Origin of the sequence: Chryseobacterium edaphi (assembly GCF_025628985.1) — a bacterium.
In the GTDB taxonomy this organism is placed as follows: Bacteria; Bacteroidota; Bacteroidia; order Flavobacteriales; family Weeksellaceae; genus Chryseobacterium; species Chryseobacterium edaphi.
The window spans coordinates 444,545-461,306 of the sequence record NZ_JAOTEM010000003.1 but is presented as its reverse complement, the minus strand read 5'-3'; the positions used below and the strand labels follow the sequence as shown (position 1 = coordinate 461,306).

Genomic DNA, 16,762 nt, shown 5'->3' with positions numbered 1-16,762 from the left:
TTTTACCAAGTATGCGAAAATGGCTGATTTGATGGTTAAATTTTAATTTAATATCTATTAATTAATGTTAAATATTAACTTATTGTTAAATTTTTAAGTTTAATATAATTAAGAATTGACAAAAAAATGATAGGTTTGCAGGCGAATATTTAAAAATATATATAAAAATGAAAAGAATCAGTACCATTTTAGTACTTATGTTTTTTATTAATTCATTTTCACAGGATTTACATAAAGATTGTGGCTTTGATGTAGTAATGAAAAAAAATGATGAAAAATATCCTGACTTAAAGAGAAAAAGAATAGAAGCTGATCAAAAGTTTTACAATGATAAGCAATCCCTTCTTAATAAATCTGGTGCTACAGTTTCATGGAATGGTCTTTATACTGGACAAGTCTACGAAATTCCTGTTGTAGTACACGTTATAGAATCACAAGCTGCCGCAAACAGCAATCTTACTCTTACAGATCTTGAAATTACAAACTGGATTGCAAGAGCAAACAGTATGTATGCAACAACTTTCGGTAATGGTTTTTATCCTGAAGGAACTGGTCCTACTGGAGGAGCGGTAATGCCTTTCAAACTTGTACTGGCAAAAAGATCACCGAGCTGTATGCCCACTACAGGAATTATAAGATATAACGGAAGTACAATTCCTTCATACGATACAAGAGGTGTGAAAATGTCGAGTAATAACGGTGCGAGTGATTATGATATCAAAAATCAGCTTGCTCCACACTGGCCGGAAAACTCTTATTTTAATATTTATGTAGTGATTGGTTTTGACGGTCAGCAACAATTATCCTACGGATTGATGGGATATGCAATGTTCCCGGATTCTTATGATTACAGTTATGAGAGTTTTATGAAAGTAGCAACAATCAAGAATACAAATGATACAACACTTACTCATGAGTTGGGTCATGCTTTTGGTTTGTACCATACTTTTCAGGGGGTTGCTTATACAAGCCAAACAACTTGTCCTGTAAATAATAACTGCGCAACAGATGGTGACAGAGTTTGCGATACCTCTCCTTCAAGAAGTATGTATGGAGTTAATGTTCCCAATAATAATTCGATTGATCCTTGTACGAGTCAGAATTACGACGGAACACAATATAACATTATGAATTATACGAATGTTGAGCGAAAGTTTACCGAAGGGCAACGTGACAGAGCTGTTTTGATGATGATGGAGTATAGAAAGAATCTTCTTAATTCATTAGGTGCAAAAGATCCTTCTGTAGTTATTCCGTCGCCTGTTTCTGTGATTAATGCACAATGTAATCCTGCTGGAATTGTGAATGCTGCCAATAATAATTTTGCAATCGGTCCTTACAGAGTAGTCTTTGGAAATATCAACAGTCTTACGAATGGTTATGATTCAGACGAAGCCAATCCTATTTATTACGCAGACTATGCGAATGCAACTTGTATAAGACCTGCTTATGCTACAGAAATTCCTGCTACAACTGCGACACCTCTGAAGGTTACTTTTATGAATGGTTTTAGTCAAGCAGATAAATTCAGAATTAAAGTCTGGATCGATTATAATAACAACGGATCTTTTGAAGATGCAGAATTAGTAACCAATACTTTGTCTGGTGTTATGAATGCAGGAGCGGCAAGTACACTTACAGTGAATGTGCTTCCATCTGCAACTGCTGTACAAAATACTTATCTAAGAATGAGAGTTGGAGTGGATGCTGCTACATTAAATTCTGCGGTTCTTCCTGAGTTTACATCATGTTCTCAATTACAATATGGGCAAGTTGAGGATTATGCCGTTAAAGTGTTGGGATCATTATCGACTTCTGAAATTAAGAATCAGTCAGAAACAAAGATCATTTATGTAAAATCAGACAACAAGCTTCAGATCTTTGGTAATAAAAACATAAAATTTGGCGATTATCAAATCTACGACATGAGCGGAAAACTGATACAGAAAGGAAATTCAAAAACAAATGAAATTCAGATTAACCAACAGTTAACTAAAGGCACATACATTGTCAATTACGCAGACGGTGATCAAAAAGGAGCAAAAAAATTCCTTAACAACTAAATTATTTGAAGCCCTTTTTTAAGGGCTTCTTTTTTTATATCTAAATTAGCTATATGAAAAAATTTTTGAGCATATTATTTCTTAGCTTACTCATGATTAGATGTCATTCGCAGAAAATAATTAGTAAAGAAAGTACTAAAAGTAAAGTTGATTATTTCATAGGGTCGTGGAAATTTGTACAGAAAAACTACAAAGACGGAAGTGAAACCAAAATTTATCCTCTTCACGAATGTATGAAAGAATACGAATTGATCTTTAAAAAAGAAAATCAAAAAACAATAATGGCTAAAACATTTGCAACGGGTAAAGACTGCAAAATAAAAAGTCGTTCAGACGATTTTTCTGTGACAATCAGTGAAAGTTCTATATTTTATACAGAATACGATCTTAAGAAAAACGAACAATACAAAATCTATTCAGATAATAAATTTTCAATTATTTATAACGATATCATTGACGGAAAAGTAACAGAAATTGAAGATATTTATCAAAGAAAATAATCTACTTCAAACGATCAGGATTCTGTTTCAAAAAGCTTTCCCAACCCGTGTAAGATTTTGTATCAGCAATCGTTCCCGAATTAAAATGATGACAGACGGCGACAGCCAAACCATCAGTTGCATCCAGATATTTCGTTGGAAATTCTTTTAAATTCAAAAGATTCTGTAGCATTCCTGCAACCTGCTCTTTACTGGCATTTCCGTTTCCGGTGATCGCCATTTTTATTTTTTTTGGAGAATATTCGGTAATAGGGATATTTCTGTGCAGACTTGCAGCCATCGCAACACCTTGAGCACGACCCAATTTTAACATCGATTGTACGTTTTTACCAAAGAAAGGAGCTTCGAGCGCAACTTCATCAGGATGAAATTCGTCAATCAATGCAAGAGTTTTATCGAAAATATATTTCAGTTTTGTCTCGTGATTCGGATATTTTTTCAAAATGAGTTCATGAATAGATATCATTTCCATCTTTCCCTTTTTCACCGAAATCAGTCCAAAACCCATAATGGCAGTTCCTGGGTCTATGCCTAAAATTATTTTCTCTGTTGGAATCATTGGGTCAAAGATAGAACATTCTTCATTTTTTTTAAATATTTCAGTCAACTTATCCATACTTTTTATAAATTAGTAAAAAAACTTACATGAAAAGGTTTACTAATTTATTGACTGTCAGTATTTTGTTTTTCTTTGGTGGCTCTCAACTCAAAAGCCAATCTCAGAACGCGCAAAAAACAAGTGTACAAAGCGAAAATCAGATTTCTTATCTTTTTTTTAAGATAAATAAAAATGGTTCAGGTTTAGAAAAAATTTCTTTGGTAGAAAACAAAATTGTCAAGGGAAAAATGAAATCTAAACCGGTTTTTAATGAGGATGAAGTGAAAAATGGGGACTTATTGATTACCTTAAGCAATGGAAGAGGAAAAGAAATCATCAGACAAAGCATTGAAGATCCTTTGAATCCTCAATTGGAAAGTTTTGGTGATAAAATTGAAAGACGTCAATTGAAACTGAACGAAAGCGAATTTAGCGTAAGATTTCCATATTCTGCAGAAATAAAATCTGTGAAAATCGAGAAAATCACCGATTCGAAGAAACAATTACTTTTCACTCAAAACTTTTAATCATGAAAAAATATTTATCAATTCTGTTGGTGAGCAGTTCATTTTGTTTTTCACAGACATTTGATACCGTGCCTTTGCTGCAAAACGGATCAAATGATAAGCGAATCAATATAGCCGTTTTGGGAGATGGTTTTACGGTAGCGCAACTTCCGGTTTTTGTCACGTCTGCACAGAATACTGTCAATTATCTTTTTACAAAAAGTCCTTACACGGAATATAAAAATTATTTTAATGCTTATGCTGTCAAGGTAATTTCTGCGGAAACCGGTGTGAAGCATCCCGGAACAGCCACTGATGTTACAGAACCAATAATTCCTGTTTCAAATCCCAATAATTATTTAGGATCTACGTTTGATGTTGGTGTTCACAGATGTATTTATAGCAACACGACAAACAAAGTTGCTCAGGTTTTAGCAGCAAATGTTCCTGATTATGATATCACCTATGTTCTTGGAAATTCTACTGAATATGGTGGTTGTGGCGGAACGTATGCTTTTGCTTCATTAGCTACAGCTGCAAATGAAATCGTAGTACACGAATTAGGTCATTCTTTTGGAAACTTAGCCGATGAATACTGGTTTGCAGGTACCGGGGAAGCTCCGAATAAGACGCAAACTTCAAATCCGGCTACGATAAAATGGAAAAATTGGGTAGGTCTAAATTCAATCGGCGTTTTTCCTCATGCAGAAAGCCCGACCTGGTTCAGACCGCATCAAAGTTGTGAGATGAGGTATCTCAATCAGCAGTTTTGTTCGGTTTGTAAAGAAAGAATTATTGAAAAAATTCATTCACTGGTTTCTCCTGTAGATTCTTATACTCCTGCGAATGCAAGTGCAGTCAATGCAAACGCAAATGTTACTTTTACTGTAAATGAAATCCTTCCGATTCCAAATACATTGGTCAATACATGGACTTTAAACGGAACCGTTTTAGCTGCCACAACAAATACATTGACAGTTACTCCTGCTCAACTCAATAGCGGAAACAATACCTTGCTTTTCTCAGTGACAGATAACACAGCCTTGGTAAAAACCGATAATCACGGAACGGTTCATTTTACGAATGTATCCTGGACTTTAAACAAAACAACTTTGGGAACTTCCGAAATAAAAGCGGAAGAAAGAAGATTTACCATTTATCCAAATCCGGCAAATACAGAATTTTTCATCAGAGGAAAATCAGACTTTGCTAAAGATTTAAAAATAAATCTTTACGATGCTTCTGGTAAAGTAATTCCTGTGAAATTTGAGTTGAAAGATGCTGCAACAGTTTATGTAAATATTCAAAATCTGCCTTCAGGAGTTTATACAATGACCGCTACCGAAAATAAAAATTTAATTATTTCTCAGAAAATTATTAAAGAATAAAATTTTTAAATAATATTAAATTAAAACCGACTTTTTCAGGTCGGTTTTTTTATTTCGAGGAAAGCTTCTTTTCTGCAATCGGAACCCATTTTCCATCATGGCGGAGAAGTGTGATTTTGTCGACGGTGAATTTAGTTTTAAATTCTTTTCCGTTATAGACTTCCCACGCTTTCACGTAATTTTCCCAAGTCAAATCTCTGTAACCCACTGTAACATGAGGATGGAATGAATAATTTTTAAAATTAAATCTTTCCTTTACTCTTGAATGTAAATCCGTTAAACCTTGATTTTCTTCCGGCTCTATATACAGAACAGGATTTTTAGGATTCGGAAAACTTCCAAAACCATTTAATGTAATTTCAAATGGCGGAATATTGGTGTCAATTTTCTGAAATGCCACATGAATATCATTTTCTAAATCAAGTTCTCTTTCAAAAGGCGGAAATAATGTGATATGAGCATCATTCTTTAATGCTTTTGAATTATTATAATTTGAAGCTAAATCTTTTTTAAAAACTTTCACCTCATCAATAATTTCCTGAGGCGGATAAATGGCGATGAAATACATTTTTTTCATATGATTAAAAATAAACTTTTTAAAATTACTCAGATTAAAACTTTATACATAAGAAAATTATATATAAATTTGTTATGTATAAAATCGACAATTGAAAAACAACAGTCTTTACAAAGGAACGTTACAAAACATCATTTTGAAATTGCTTTCAAAAGAGGTAAAAATGTATGGTTATCAAATGACTCAGCGTGCAAAAGAGCTCACGGAAGGCGAGCTGGAAATGACAGAAGGCGCATTGTATCCTCTGTTGCACAAGTTGGAAGGTGATGGTTTGATTACTTCTGAAATTCAAAAAATCAATGGAAGAGACCGCAAATATTATCTTTTAACAGAAAAAGGGAAAAAACAACAGGCTACTCAGGAAGCTGAAATGAAAACCTATCTATTTAATCTTAATACCATTTTTAATATATGATAAGCATCGTTCAGGAACATGAAATAAAAGCTTTTCTTCAGAAAAAGAATTTGAGTCCGGTTATTTCTAATGAAATCTACGACCATTTTGTTGTGCAGATTTCAGAATTAATGAAAAACAATCTGAGTTTTCAGGAAGCATTTCTCAAAACAAAACTTGATTGGCAATATGAACTGGAAATGGTAAAAGCTGATCTTTTTTCGTTCAAAAAAATCGCAAGAATTGAAAAGACCGTTTTACAGTCGAGATTCAGAAACATTATTGTCTCATCAACCATTTTTGCATTGCTGGGATTGGTGATATTATTTTTTGTGAGCGATTATTTCTATCTGATACAAATAGGAATGTTAGTGGTTTTAGTTTCTCTTCTCTTTTACAATTTTGTTTTCAAAAAGATGAAGTTTAGAGAGTATTATAATTTGAGTTTTCATCCTCTGATTTTGCAAAATATTCTTTTAGGAGTATTCCTGTTTTTAGGAGTTGGTTATTTTACTCAAAGTATCAGTTTCTGGAATGAAGAAATCAATAAAGTTTTTTCTGTTTATGCCTTTGCAGTACAGATTCAATTGTTGTATTTCAGAAGTAAAAAAGTAAATGTTTTATTATAAAAATTTAGAATAATGACTTCTACAGAAGAAAAACAAATAGATGATTATCTCATTTTAAACAAACTTCCACTTGATATTTTACTTGAAGTTCGTGATCACATGATTTCACAGGTTTCTGATCTTCAAATCAATAAAAAGCTAAGTTTTGAAGAGGCATTTTTTAAAACTAAAATTCTTTGGGAACCAGAATTTAAAATGACCAAATATTTCCTTTTTTACACAGGAGAAGTTTCTGTTTTAGAGAAGAAAATTGTAAAAGCAAAATACAATAGCATTTTTAGGAAATCTTTTTTGATCGCTTCTTTGATTTTTGTAATTAATCTGTTTGCGATTTATATTTCAAAAACTCAGGAATTTTATGGTATTTTATTTAAGATCCAAAACGGATTGGTATTTTTCGCTCCAATTGCACTATGGATTTTTCATTATAAAAAAAGAAAATTTTTCAGAATAGATTATAAATATAAAGGAAAGTTGTTTTATACGATGTATCAGCAAAACAATACCCTGCTTATCGCCTGTCTTTCTTCAATGGGACAAATTGTTATGCATAAAGGAGGTTCTGCTTTTCAGTTTTTTAAAACAGATTTGCCGGTTGATACTGTTTCTCTTTTATTAACGCTTTTGATTCCTTTTGTAGCACATATTATTTTGATTTTTGGAATGATCAATTTATTTGAGCATAATAAAACTTTAGATAGAATTAATAGTTTCATTAAAATTTCAGAAGCTAATTAATAGAAATATTTTCCATCATATCTGTAAAATTCTTGATCTCACGATGAGGTTTGAATGTGTTGCTTTTTCCTTTTTCTTCATCAGCAATATTCGATAAAATAATCACTGAAGTGTTGGTTTCTGGATAATAAATATTGAGTGATGGTGATCCTTTGATATAACCGCTGTGAAAGTAGCATAAAGGTTTTCCGATGTTCATCATAATTCCGTAACCGTAACCCATCTTTCCGAAAATCGGATGTTGTCTTTCGGCACTTTTATTTAAAAAATTTTTTAAAGTTTCCGGCTGTATTACTTTTCCTGAGTAGAGATAGTTGTTCCATAGATGCAGATCATCAATTGTTGAGAGAATTCCGCCTGCAGCAATTCCGATTTCTCTGTTGCCTAATCTTTTGGGCATGTTGGCAATTTTTTCAAAATTTTTTTGATTTCCTAAATAGGCTCCTGCAAAATTTTCACCTTCAAAAAGATTTCCTGTGGAAGAATTTCTCATCCCGACTTTTTTAAATAAATCTATCACATTTTCATCATAAGATTTCCCCGACACTTTTTCAATTATTTTTCCTAAAGCATTGAAGCCGTCATTGGAATAATTAAAACCTGACCCGCTTTTAAACAATAGTTTTTCTCCGAAATTATTCAATCCAGAAGTGTGATTCAAAAGTTGATGAATCGTGATGTTTTCGTATTGTTTAGTCTGAAATTCTCTTAAATATTTTGAGACTTTATCTTCAAGATTCAATTTTTCTTCCTCCATTTTTAATAAAATCAAAACAGAGGTAAATTGTTTGCTGACTGATCCGATCGCAAAAATCGTTTGATTGTCAATGTTTTTTTCATTTTTTAAATCAGAAAAACCATTATCCTTTCTATAAATTTCTACTGAATCTTTAAAAACCGCAACACTTCCGTTGAAATTATATTTTTTTAAAATAGAGTCGATCTGAGTTGTGTAGAGTTTTCTTTTATAAAGATTGACTGCAGAATCTGCAATTGCTTTCTTATCAACAGGAGCTTTTACGGCTTCAGGTTTTTGACAAGAAGCTAAACTCAATATTAGAACTACGAAATATAAAAATGCGAAATTTTTCTTAGTCATTGTGTTGTTTGAATATTTTGAAATGGATAGTGTTTCAAAAATATAAAAAACCTCTCAATTTTATTGAAGAGGTTTTGAAAATCAATTTAAAATTTATTTTTTGTTAAAATGAAACCGTGTTTACTTTGGCTGTTGTTGAAGTTGTAAAAGTGCTTTTTAAAGTTCCTCCAGACGTAGAATAAGTTCCACCTGTATATAATCCCCATCCTGTAGTTCCACCCACATAGCTTCCTCCTGTGTAAGTTCCTCCGAAATAAACTTTGTAGCTCGTTCCCTGAGAAAGATTCGGGCTAGAGAAATGGAAATAATAAACTCCGTTTTTAGGTTTGAAAGTCACCATTTCTGTTCCGGCTGCATTCTCGATGTGTAAAACGGAAGTCGTTGCAAGTTGTGCACTCGATTTTAAATACATTCCGACCTGAGTTGAAGTAAGACTCATTGCTTTTGTCATATTTGAATTTGATCCTGCCGAAATTAAAATTCCGCCATTCATCAGAAAAGTTCCGTTGTAATCAATTCCTTCTTCCGGTTGATTGGTTGGTCCGTTGACGATCGTTGTTCCTCCGGTGATGGTAATGTTTCCGTTGCTGTCGATGGCATCGCTTCCTGCTACGATTACAATTCCACCGGATATATAAAGATGACTGTTGTCGTTAGATTCTGTTCCTCCTGAAACTGTTCCGTATGTTGCATTGATTCCGTCGTTGGAAGCAGTGATATTGTTTACTCCACCTGTAAAAGTAATAATTGGCGCTTCTACACCTTCACCAACTCCTGTAGTTGCAGATATTGCAGATACTGTATTTGTCCCTCCATTTATGGTAATCGATGCATCCGAATGAATCCCGTCGTCAGTAGAAGTGAATGTATTATTTCCGTTATTGATGGTGATTGCGCCTGTTGCAACCAATGTTTTCGGATGACTGTAATCTGTTCCTGAAACCAAAAATCTGGCTCCTAAAGTTTTAATAAGAAGAATAGGATTTCCTGTTGTGGTTCCTATGGTAACTGTACCGTCTGCTTTTAGGCCTTTTCCTCCTGTCCCCGAACTTGTGGTCGTGACCGTTCCGGCGCTAATTAAAAGATTTCCATCTGCGGAAATTGCGGAAGACGAGTAAGAATCTAAAACTCCCGTTGTATTCGTATAAGTTGCGCCGTTTCCTGCTGTGGTAATTGTTACAGATCCTCCGTTAATGGTAACGTTTTGCGTTGCAGAAATCCCTTTTCCTCCGTTGGCTGTGGATGCCAAACCTAAATTTAAAGTTCCGCTGTTGATAATCACATTTGCATCAGTTTTAATCGCTGTTGAGAATGAAGGATCAAATCCTGTTCCTGAAGCTGTTAAAACCGCTGCTCCGGAAAGATTTGCAGTTACTGTTCCGCCACCAAAAGTAATGTTGCCTTTTGCGCTGATTGCTTTAGATTGTGCTCCGGTCAAAGTAAGATTAATTGTTCCTCCTGAAATGGTAATCGTAGAAGTTCCGGTTTTTATCGCCTTTACATCTGCGGAAGCTAAAGTTGTCGTAATATTTCCTCCCGAAATAGAAACTGCGCTGTCTCCTGCATCAATTGCGTCTGCAGTAGCAATAATATTGACCATTCCGTTGGTCATCGTGAATCCTTCGGAATGAAATCCGTCTGAAGCAGCAGCGAGAACTTTCAATGTTCCGCTTTGCACTTCGATTCCTGCAGAAGTGGAAATTCCGTGTTTTTTAATTCCGGTGATATTTAAAGTTCCTGTTCCGTTAAAAATAATTTTTCCGTCGGTTTGTAATGTTCCATTTTTAGTACTTGAAGAGCCGTCTATGAGAGAATTTGTAGTTCCTGCTTGTAATGTAAATGTATGGATCTGTCCTCCTGTAATATTGATTGCTGCTCCAGAAGAATTCGTCAGATTCAAATTATTCATGACGAAATTTGCAGGAAGAGTAGAGCTCATTGTTAAACTTCCGGTTGAGCTTGTTCCCAATAAATTATATTCCAGATTGCTGATTGCAGCAGTAGAAACAACATTTACGGTTCCTCCGGTTGCAGTAATGTTAACTCCCTGATTTGCATACGGATTAATGATTGTTGCATTGTCAGTTCCTTTATAAATGATATAAATTTTAGTCAGATTTACGGTGTTTGAAGTAAATGTAAGACTGTCAATCACTGTTTTTGGAATGTCTAAAACCGTTGAGTTTCCTGTTAATTTAAATTTAGAATAATTGGTATCTAACTTTATGCTATCGACCACAGAAGTTGAAGATGCGAACATCGTATTTCCTGAGTTATGAACAACGATATTTTGCTGTGCTTTTAATCCAAATCCTAAAAGTATAGCGAAGATGATATAAATCTGCTTTCTCATTTTTTGATCATTTTAAGGGTTGTCTCATCTACTTGTACCAAATAGAAACCTGAAGTCAAACTATTGATATTGATTTCTTCATCTGGTTGAAAAGTTCCTTTCAAAACTAAACTTCCCGTTGAAGAATAGATTTTCACATTCATTTTTTGCTTTTTGTCTGAAGAAATTTTCACAAAATCTGAAGCAGGATTGGGATACAATCTGAACTTAGACTTATTCTGTCCGATTTCCTGAGTCGCCAATGATGAAGTGGTGAATGTGATTTTTCGGATAATATTTGTCGGGATTGAAACATTGTTTGCGGTTCCGTTGGTTTTTACCAAAAGATTGCTTCCGGAAAAATAGAGTTTCCCTGTAGTTTCAATGGTGTAATCCTGCGTTGATCCGGTGTAATAAGTGACTTTGATTGCGGTCTGCGAAAAAGCAAAAATCGCAAATAGCAGTAAGAACACCGAAAGTATTTTACTTAAAAGATTCAGATTTTTCATTGTTATATTATTTTACAGAACAAAAGTAAATTCTACAGAACAATGAAAAAATATTTTGAGGTAAACGGATAAAATGTGTCGGCGAAAAGCTTAAAATGTAATTATTTGTATTAAATTTTGTGAATAATTCTGTTTTGTATTCGTTATTTTGGTTTTACAAAAACAATATAAATGTCATTAATTGTTTCTTTTGTTGTAAAGAACTTTACAAATTCCTTGGGAATGTAATGTAATTCATAACGGTTGTAATACATTGAAAAACTTTTGTTAAATAATTTATAATCTAATTTTTTACCATCCATAATAACAAGAGATTTATCTGTTGCAGGTGATGAATTTATAGAAACTTCTCCATACATTTTATCAGAGCCGTTATAATCCAAATTTATAACCTGCTTTTTTCCAAGATTTTCTATCGTGTAGATCGCAAGTTTTGTGTCATATGCATAATAACTTGGTTTAAATTTTAGAAGACTTTCATATTTCAAGATATCTTTTGGAATTTCTAAAGAGTAATATCCATTTTCATCTGTTTTTGCAGTGTAAACTTTTAAAACGGTAATAAAACTTATTTCTGCAGAAAGCGGTTGCTGTTTGTCTCCAGAAATTACTCTGCCCGAAATAATAAAATTTCCGTCATCTGTTTTGATTTTTCCTTGAACAGTCTGTTTTTGAGAATTGACAGAATTTACTAATTCCTTTTGAACAATATTTGTTGTTTGAGCAGGATATGAACCGACAATACTAGCAGTTAATGCTATTCCTGCAGCAACCTTTGCAAAACTTTTTCGTCTGGATTGTTCAAAATGAAATGCTTTTTCTTCGATTAAAGGTCTGTTCAGTTGTTTTTTAAAAAAAATTCCGCAAAGTTTTTCACCTTTATTTTCCAGTACAATTTTTGAGATTTCAGAATCATTTAAAACCGAGAAATCAATCACTTTTTTCGAACACAGATCACAGAATTTTCCTTCCGGAACATCGTGCATATTTTCTTGTGATTCCTCACAAGGTTTTTCAATTCTCAAAAATGGATTCATGCTTTTAAGTTTAAATTAAAACGGGATTTCTAAATTTTTATTTCGAGATCAAATCACAAAACCAAAACACATATTCTCCATTCACCTCATTTTTATCAGATTTTGGTTTTGGATAGGTTTTTTTTACTGTTTCTCCGATTTCAAACTCAATTGGATTTTTAAAAATCGGACCATCAAAAGTGAAGGTGTGAAACTCTCCGTTTTCGCCACAAGGATCAACGTTTTCTGGTAAATCTTTAATGAAATTTTTATCAATAATTCTTCCTGCAAAACTTTTATCAAGATATGTTTCGTTAACGCAGGTCACGATCGTTTTAAAACCAAGATCCAGAAATTCATTAATGAGCTCTGTTGTATTTTGTTTCCAAAGTGGGAAAACAGCTTTCATTCCGATGGATTGTAATTGATCTTCACGATATTTTCTTAAATCTTCGAGAAAAATATCACCGAAAATTGAATGAGTTACGCCTTGAGATTGTATTATATTCAACGTTTTACTCATGATTTCCCGGTATTCTTCCATTGAAGGTTCTTTTGGAAGTTCCATTTTAATTAAATGTAAACCTAAACTTTCAGCCTGTTTTTCCAACAAAGAAACGTGAACACCGTGCATCGAAATTCTCTGAAACTCTTTATTAATACTTGTTAATAGAGTAGTAACTTCAAGTTGATTTTCTTTCAGGGTTTTATATAATGCAAGTGCAGAATCTTTTCCGCTGCTCCAGTTAAATACGGCTTTTAGTTTCATTGAGAAATATTTGCATAATATATTAAATAAATTATTAAATATTTGTTTGTTATTTAATTTTTTTAGTAAATTAGTTTTACAAAAAACCATTTTTATGAAATTAAAGAATATTAAAAACTTAACAAGAAGTGAATTAAAAGGTATTGTTGGTGGAGACACTGCAAGTTGTGTATGCAGATTTGGAGGGACGGTAACGGTAAGCGTTCCTGGTCACAATACATCAGATTTATTAGCTGCTGCTGATCGAGCATGTGGTTTCTCTGGTGGAGTTACACGATGTGTCTCCAATGCTCTAGCACCTAATACTGACATTTGGTAAACTTTTAATTATTAAAAAAAGCTGCCACTTTTATTGCTAATGTAAAAGTGGTTTTTTTATGTGAAAAATTTCAGAAAATAAAGTGGTAAAAATGATTTGAAGTAATAAATAATGTGAACGTTTAAAATCACCAACTCTGCGAAAGTTTTACGAAAAATATTATCAGCCGGATAATGCGACTTTGATAATCGCAGGAAAATTTGATGAAAAAAGTGCTTTGAAATATGTGTCAGATTATTTTTCTGTTTTAAAAAAGCCTGATCGTAATTTAGGCGGAACTTATACTGTAGAACCGGCTCAGAACGGGGAAAAATATTTTGAAATTAAAAGAAATAATGATCAGCAAATCATTGCAGCAGGGTATCATACTTCAGCTTTTGCAGACAAAGATTTTGCTGCACTTTCTGCGCTTTATGAAATTCTGACTTCCGATCCTTCAGGTTATTTATATAAAAATTTAGTGGAAACTCAAAAGGTTTCTTCGATTTGGACATTCAGTCCTGTTGTGAGAGATCCCGGAATGGTTTATTTTAATTTTGATGTTCCGAAAGATAAAAATCTTGATGAAACAACAAAACTAGTAAGAAGCGAGCTTGATAAAGTTTCTTCGATAAAATTTTCACAGGATGATCTTAAAAGAGCTCAGGCTAAACTGATCAAAGGGATTGAAAATGAAAGAAACAATACCATTGATTTCGCAATCAACCTTACCGAAATCGTAGGAGCCGGAAATTACAAACTTGGGTTTCTTTACCGCGATAATGTAGAAAGTCTTAAACTTGAAGACATTAATAGAGTAGCACAGAAATATTTTAAGAATAATAACCGTACAATTGGTGTTTTCCGTCCTTCCTCGAACGAAGAAAGAGTTTTCCCTTCAGAATTCAGAGATCAGCAAATTGCAGATTTGGTAAAAGATTACAAAGGAAAAGCTCTCGAAAAAGAGCCTGCTCCTTTTGAAGCGTCAATTGCAAATGTCAAAAAAAATCTTACCGAAGGAAAACTTTTCAACGGAATGAAATATGGAGTGATCAATAAAGAATTGAAAGGCTATAAAATTCAGGGAACTTTTCGTTTCCGAATAGGGAATGAAAAAGATTTGGAAAGTAAAGAATCAATCGGGAGTATGACTGCTTCTCTTCTAAAAGCCGGAACCAGAACCAAAACAAAAGAGCAGATTCAGGATGAGCTTGATCAGATGAAATCTTCCGTCGGCGCTTATGTTTACGGACAAAATTTAATTATCAGCATAGATACTTACAAGCAACATTACCCAAAAGTAATGGCGATTTTGCAGGATATGTTGACGAATGCAACTTTCCCTGAAAATGAATTGACTAAAACGATCACAGAAACAAACACCTGGCTTGAAGGTCAATTGAAAGATCCGGATGCAATTGCTAATAATGAACTGCAAAGATTGGCAGCACCTTATCCTAAAACAAGTATTTTCTATGTTGCGTCACTTCAGGAACAGATTGATAACAATAAGAAAGTAACCAAAGCACAAGTAGAAGATTTTTACAAGAATATTATGGGAGCTTCGGACGGTGTTGGAACTTTGATTGGAAGTATCGATGCAAAAACTGCTTCAGCAGAATTAGAAAAAACATTTGGGAAATTTACTGCAAAATCGAAATTTATCGAAGTGAAACCAACGTTTTTCGAAACGAAAAAACAGGATAAAAATATCATCACTCCTGATAAAGAAAATGCAGTCGCATTGGGAACTTCAAGCTTTAAAATGACTCAGGATCATCCGGATTATGCAGCTTTGGTTATGGCCAACGAAATTTTAGGCAGTGGCGGATTTCTTTCTGCGAGACTTCCGATGAGGTTGCGTGAAAAAGATGGAATTTCTTATGGAGTAGGATCTTATCTGAATATTCCTGTTTCCAATGATGTCTCTTCATGGAATTATTATGCATATCTGAATCCGACAAAAAGAGATGCTGTAGAAGCTGCGATCAAAGAAGAGGTGAGTAAAGCGATCGCTTCAGGATTTACACAACAGGAACTGGATTCAAATAAGAAAAGTTACGCCAATGAAAGAACTACAAGTTTGGGTACAGACAATACGCTGATCAATCTTGTGAATACGCAATTGCTCTTCGGACGTTCTTTAGATAAATATGATGAGCAGAATGCGAAAATTCAGAATCTGACATTATCTGAAGTGAATGCAGCCTTGAAGAAATATCTTTCTGGAAATAATGTGATCTCGGTTTTTGCGGGAGATTTTAATAAGAAATAATTTGATAACTATATAAAAATGAATCGGCGCAAACTTATTTGCGCCGATTTTTATTTAAATGATTTAATAAAGGAAAAATAATATCAATTATTTTCAAAATATGTTGTTTTGAGAATTTATAATATTTAATAAAATTCAATTATTAACATTTTAATCCTTTCAGTTTATTTGATGTTTTATAATTATAATATTTGTAATGTATTATTATTGTTGATCGAACGGTATATGTTATATATTTGCAGCTGCTAATTTTAAAACGATGAAGAAAATATTTTTGATAGCTATTATTCTTATAACAGGATTTGTTAAGGCTCAAAATGTAGGAATAAATTCAACCAATCCGGTAATGACTTTTGATGTGAATGGTATTGCTGCGACAGCTTCAACGGTAGATGGTATACGTGCCCCAAGAATTACTTTGGCGCAATTGAATCTTAAAACCGGTTATAATACCAATCATACAGGAGCTTTGTTGTATGTGACTGATGTTGCGGGTGGTTCTACCGTTACTGCGACTGCTCAGGTTACAACAGCAGGCTACTATTTTTTTGATGGTACAGCATGGCAATCTGTTGTTTCTAAGGCTGGTTCTGCTGTTTTTATTGCATCATTAGGAAATGGTAATGGGAGTGCGACAGCAACAAGTATCACCCCAGGAACATTTGCAACAATGCCTTTAAACTTGGTTAAGAATGTAGGTGGAGGAGTTTGGTCAAATAACATATATACTGTTCCGAGTTCGGGCACTTATTTAATAAAATCAAGTATAAGATTGGTTGACGGTAGCACAAGCAGAAATGTCTTTCAGGCGGTTCACACATCAAATGCTGATATTCCGGAAGGAATTTGGGATACCAATTCAGGAAACAGATGGACGATGCTTTATACAAGAGTTGCTTATTTCAATAAAAATGATCAGTTGAGACTTTATGTATATTCTGATGGAGCAACTGCAAATATTTCCGATGCTTCGCTTAATATCGTTTTATTAAGTCAGAACTAAATTCAAGAATTCTGATTGTTTAAATTTTGAATATCTTAAATTTTAAATAGTAAAAAACAAACCTCAAA

General features: G+C 33.5%; 17 protein-coding genes. 10 read left to right on the top strand and 7 right to left on the bottom strand.

Annotation, left to right across the window (positions count from 1 at the left end):
- Positions 1-167: 167 nt before the first annotated feature.
- Positions 168-2,063, top strand: coding sequence for a zinc-dependent metalloprotease (locus NZ698_RS14400; protein ID WP_263003894.1), 1,896 nt, complete (start codon positions 168-170; stop codon positions 2,061-2,063).
- Positions 2,064-2,116: 53 nt separating this feature from the next.
- Positions 2,117-2,563: a lipocalin family protein gene (locus NZ698_RS14395; protein WP_263003893.1), complete on the top strand. Its 447-nt coding sequence runs from the start codon at positions 2,117-2,119 to the stop codon at positions 2,561-2,563.
- 1 nt (position 2,564) lies between these two features.
- Here NZ698_RS14395 and ruvC read toward each other — a convergent pair whose 3' ends face one another.
- The gene (ruvC, locus tag NZ698_RS14390; RefSeq protein ID WP_263003921.1) at positions 2,565-3,119 is read right to left on the bottom strand and encodes a crossover junction endodeoxyribonuclease RuvC; all 555 of its coding nucleotides are present in this window, start codon (positions 3,117-3,119) and stop codon (positions 2,565-2,567) included.
- An 89-nt stretch (positions 3,120-3,208) separates the two neighbouring features.
- On the opposite strand from ruvC, the gene NZ698_RS14385 reads away from it, so the two are divergent.
- Together NZ698_RS14385 and NZ698_RS14380 are read left to right on the top strand one after the other, a co-directional pair.
- Entirely contained in the window at positions 3,209-3,688 is a 480-nt protein-coding gene (locus NZ698_RS14385; RefSeq protein WP_263003892.1) for a hypothetical protein, read from the top strand.
- Positions 3,689-3,690: 2 nt separating this feature from the next.
- Positions 3,691-5,055 (top strand): T9SS type A sorting domain-containing protein, encoded by a 1,365-nt coding sequence (locus tag NZ698_RS14380; protein WP_263003891.1) that lies wholly within the window; start codon positions 3,691-3,693, stop codon positions 5,053-5,055.
- Positions 5,056-5,104: 49 nt separating this feature from the next.
- Here the strand turns inward: NZ698_RS14380 and thpR are convergent, their stop codons facing one another.
- The gene (gene thpR, locus NZ698_RS14375) at positions 5,105-5,632 is read right to left on the bottom strand and encodes an RNA 2',3'-cyclic phosphodiesterase (RefSeq protein ID WP_263003890.1); all 528 of its coding nucleotides are present in this window, start codon (positions 5,630-5,632) and stop codon (positions 5,105-5,107) included.
- 91 nt (positions 5,633-5,723) lie between these two features.
- Between thpR and NZ698_RS14370 the strand changes: the two genes are divergently transcribed.
- The 3 genes from NZ698_RS14370 to NZ698_RS14360 are packed head-to-tail and all read left to right on the top strand — an operon-like array spanning position 5,724 to position 7,393.
- Entirely contained in the window at positions 5,724-6,047 is a 324-nt protein-coding gene (locus NZ698_RS14370) for a PadR family transcriptional regulator (protein WP_263003889.1), read from the top strand.
- Positions 6,044-6,655 carry a hypothetical protein gene (locus tag NZ698_RS14365; RefSeq protein ID WP_263003888.1) on the top strand — a complete coding sequence of 204 codons (612 nt, stop codon included), beginning with the start codon at positions 6,044-6,046 and terminating at the stop codon, positions 6,653-6,655. Before NZ698_RS14370 ends, NZ698_RS14365 begins: the two co-directional genes overlap by 4 nt.
- 12 nt (positions 6,656-6,667) lie before the next feature.
- Positions 6,668-7,393 (top strand): hypothetical protein, encoded by a 726-nt coding sequence (locus NZ698_RS14360; protein WP_263003887.1) that lies wholly within the window; start codon positions 6,668-6,670, stop codon positions 7,391-7,393.
- Here NZ698_RS14360 and NZ698_RS14355 read toward each other — a convergent pair.
- The 5 genes from NZ698_RS14355 to NZ698_RS14335 form a co-directional block, all read right to left on the bottom strand.
- Positions 7,386-8,492 carry a serine hydrolase domain-containing protein gene (locus NZ698_RS14355; RefSeq protein ID WP_263003886.1) on the bottom strand — a complete coding sequence of 369 codons (1,107 nt, stop codon included), beginning with the start codon at positions 8,490-8,492 and terminating at the stop codon, positions 7,386-7,388. The two genes, NZ698_RS14360 and NZ698_RS14355, sit on opposite strands and share 8 nt — an antisense overlap.
- Positions 8,493-8,595: 103 nt before the next feature.
- The gene (locus NZ698_RS14350; protein ID WP_263003885.1) at positions 8,596-10,845 is read right to left on the bottom strand and encodes a carbohydrate-binding domain-containing protein; all 2,250 of its coding nucleotides are present in this window, start codon (positions 10,843-10,845) and stop codon (positions 8,596-8,598) included.
- Positions 10,842-11,333, bottom strand: coding sequence for a T9SS type A sorting domain-containing protein (locus NZ698_RS14345; protein ID WP_263003884.1), 492 nt, complete (start codon positions 11,331-11,333; stop codon positions 10,842-10,844). The genes NZ698_RS14350 and NZ698_RS14345 overlap by 4 nt, the downstream gene beginning before the upstream one ends.
- 143 nt (positions 11,334-11,476) lie before the next feature.
- Positions 11,477-12,370, bottom strand: a complete 894-nt coding sequence (locus NZ698_RS14340; protein WP_263003883.1) for a hypothetical protein — start codon at positions 12,368-12,370, stop codon at positions 11,477-11,479.
- 37 nt (positions 12,371-12,407) lie between these two features.
- Positions 12,408-13,118 (bottom strand): Dph6-related ATP pyrophosphatase, encoded by a 711-nt coding sequence (locus NZ698_RS14335; protein ID WP_263003882.1) that lies wholly within the window; start codon positions 13,116-13,118, stop codon positions 12,408-12,410.
- A 10-nt stretch (positions 13,119-13,128) separates the two neighbouring features.
- On the opposite strand from NZ698_RS14335, the gene NZ698_RS14330 reads away from it, so the two are divergent.
- The 3 genes from NZ698_RS14330 to NZ698_RS14320 all read left to right on the top strand — a co-directional run bounded on the left by NZ698_RS14330 (position 13,129) and on the right by NZ698_RS14320 (position 16,694).
- The gene (locus NZ698_RS14330) at positions 13,129-13,437 is read left to right on the top strand and encodes a hypothetical protein (RefSeq protein WP_263003881.1); all 309 of its coding nucleotides are present in this window, start codon (positions 13,129-13,131) and stop codon (positions 13,435-13,437) included.
- A 136-nt stretch (positions 13,438-13,573) separates the two neighbouring features.
- The gene (locus NZ698_RS14325; RefSeq protein ID WP_263003920.1) at positions 13,574-15,691 is read left to right on the top strand and encodes a M16 family metallopeptidase; all 2,118 of its coding nucleotides are present in this window, start codon (positions 13,574-13,576) and stop codon (positions 15,689-15,691) included.
- A 259-nt stretch (positions 15,692-15,950) separates the two neighbouring features.
- Entirely contained in the window at positions 15,951-16,694 is a 744-nt protein-coding gene (locus tag NZ698_RS14320; RefSeq protein ID WP_263003880.1) for a phage tail-like protein, read from the top strand.
- Positions 16,695-16,762: the final 68 nt, after the last annotated feature.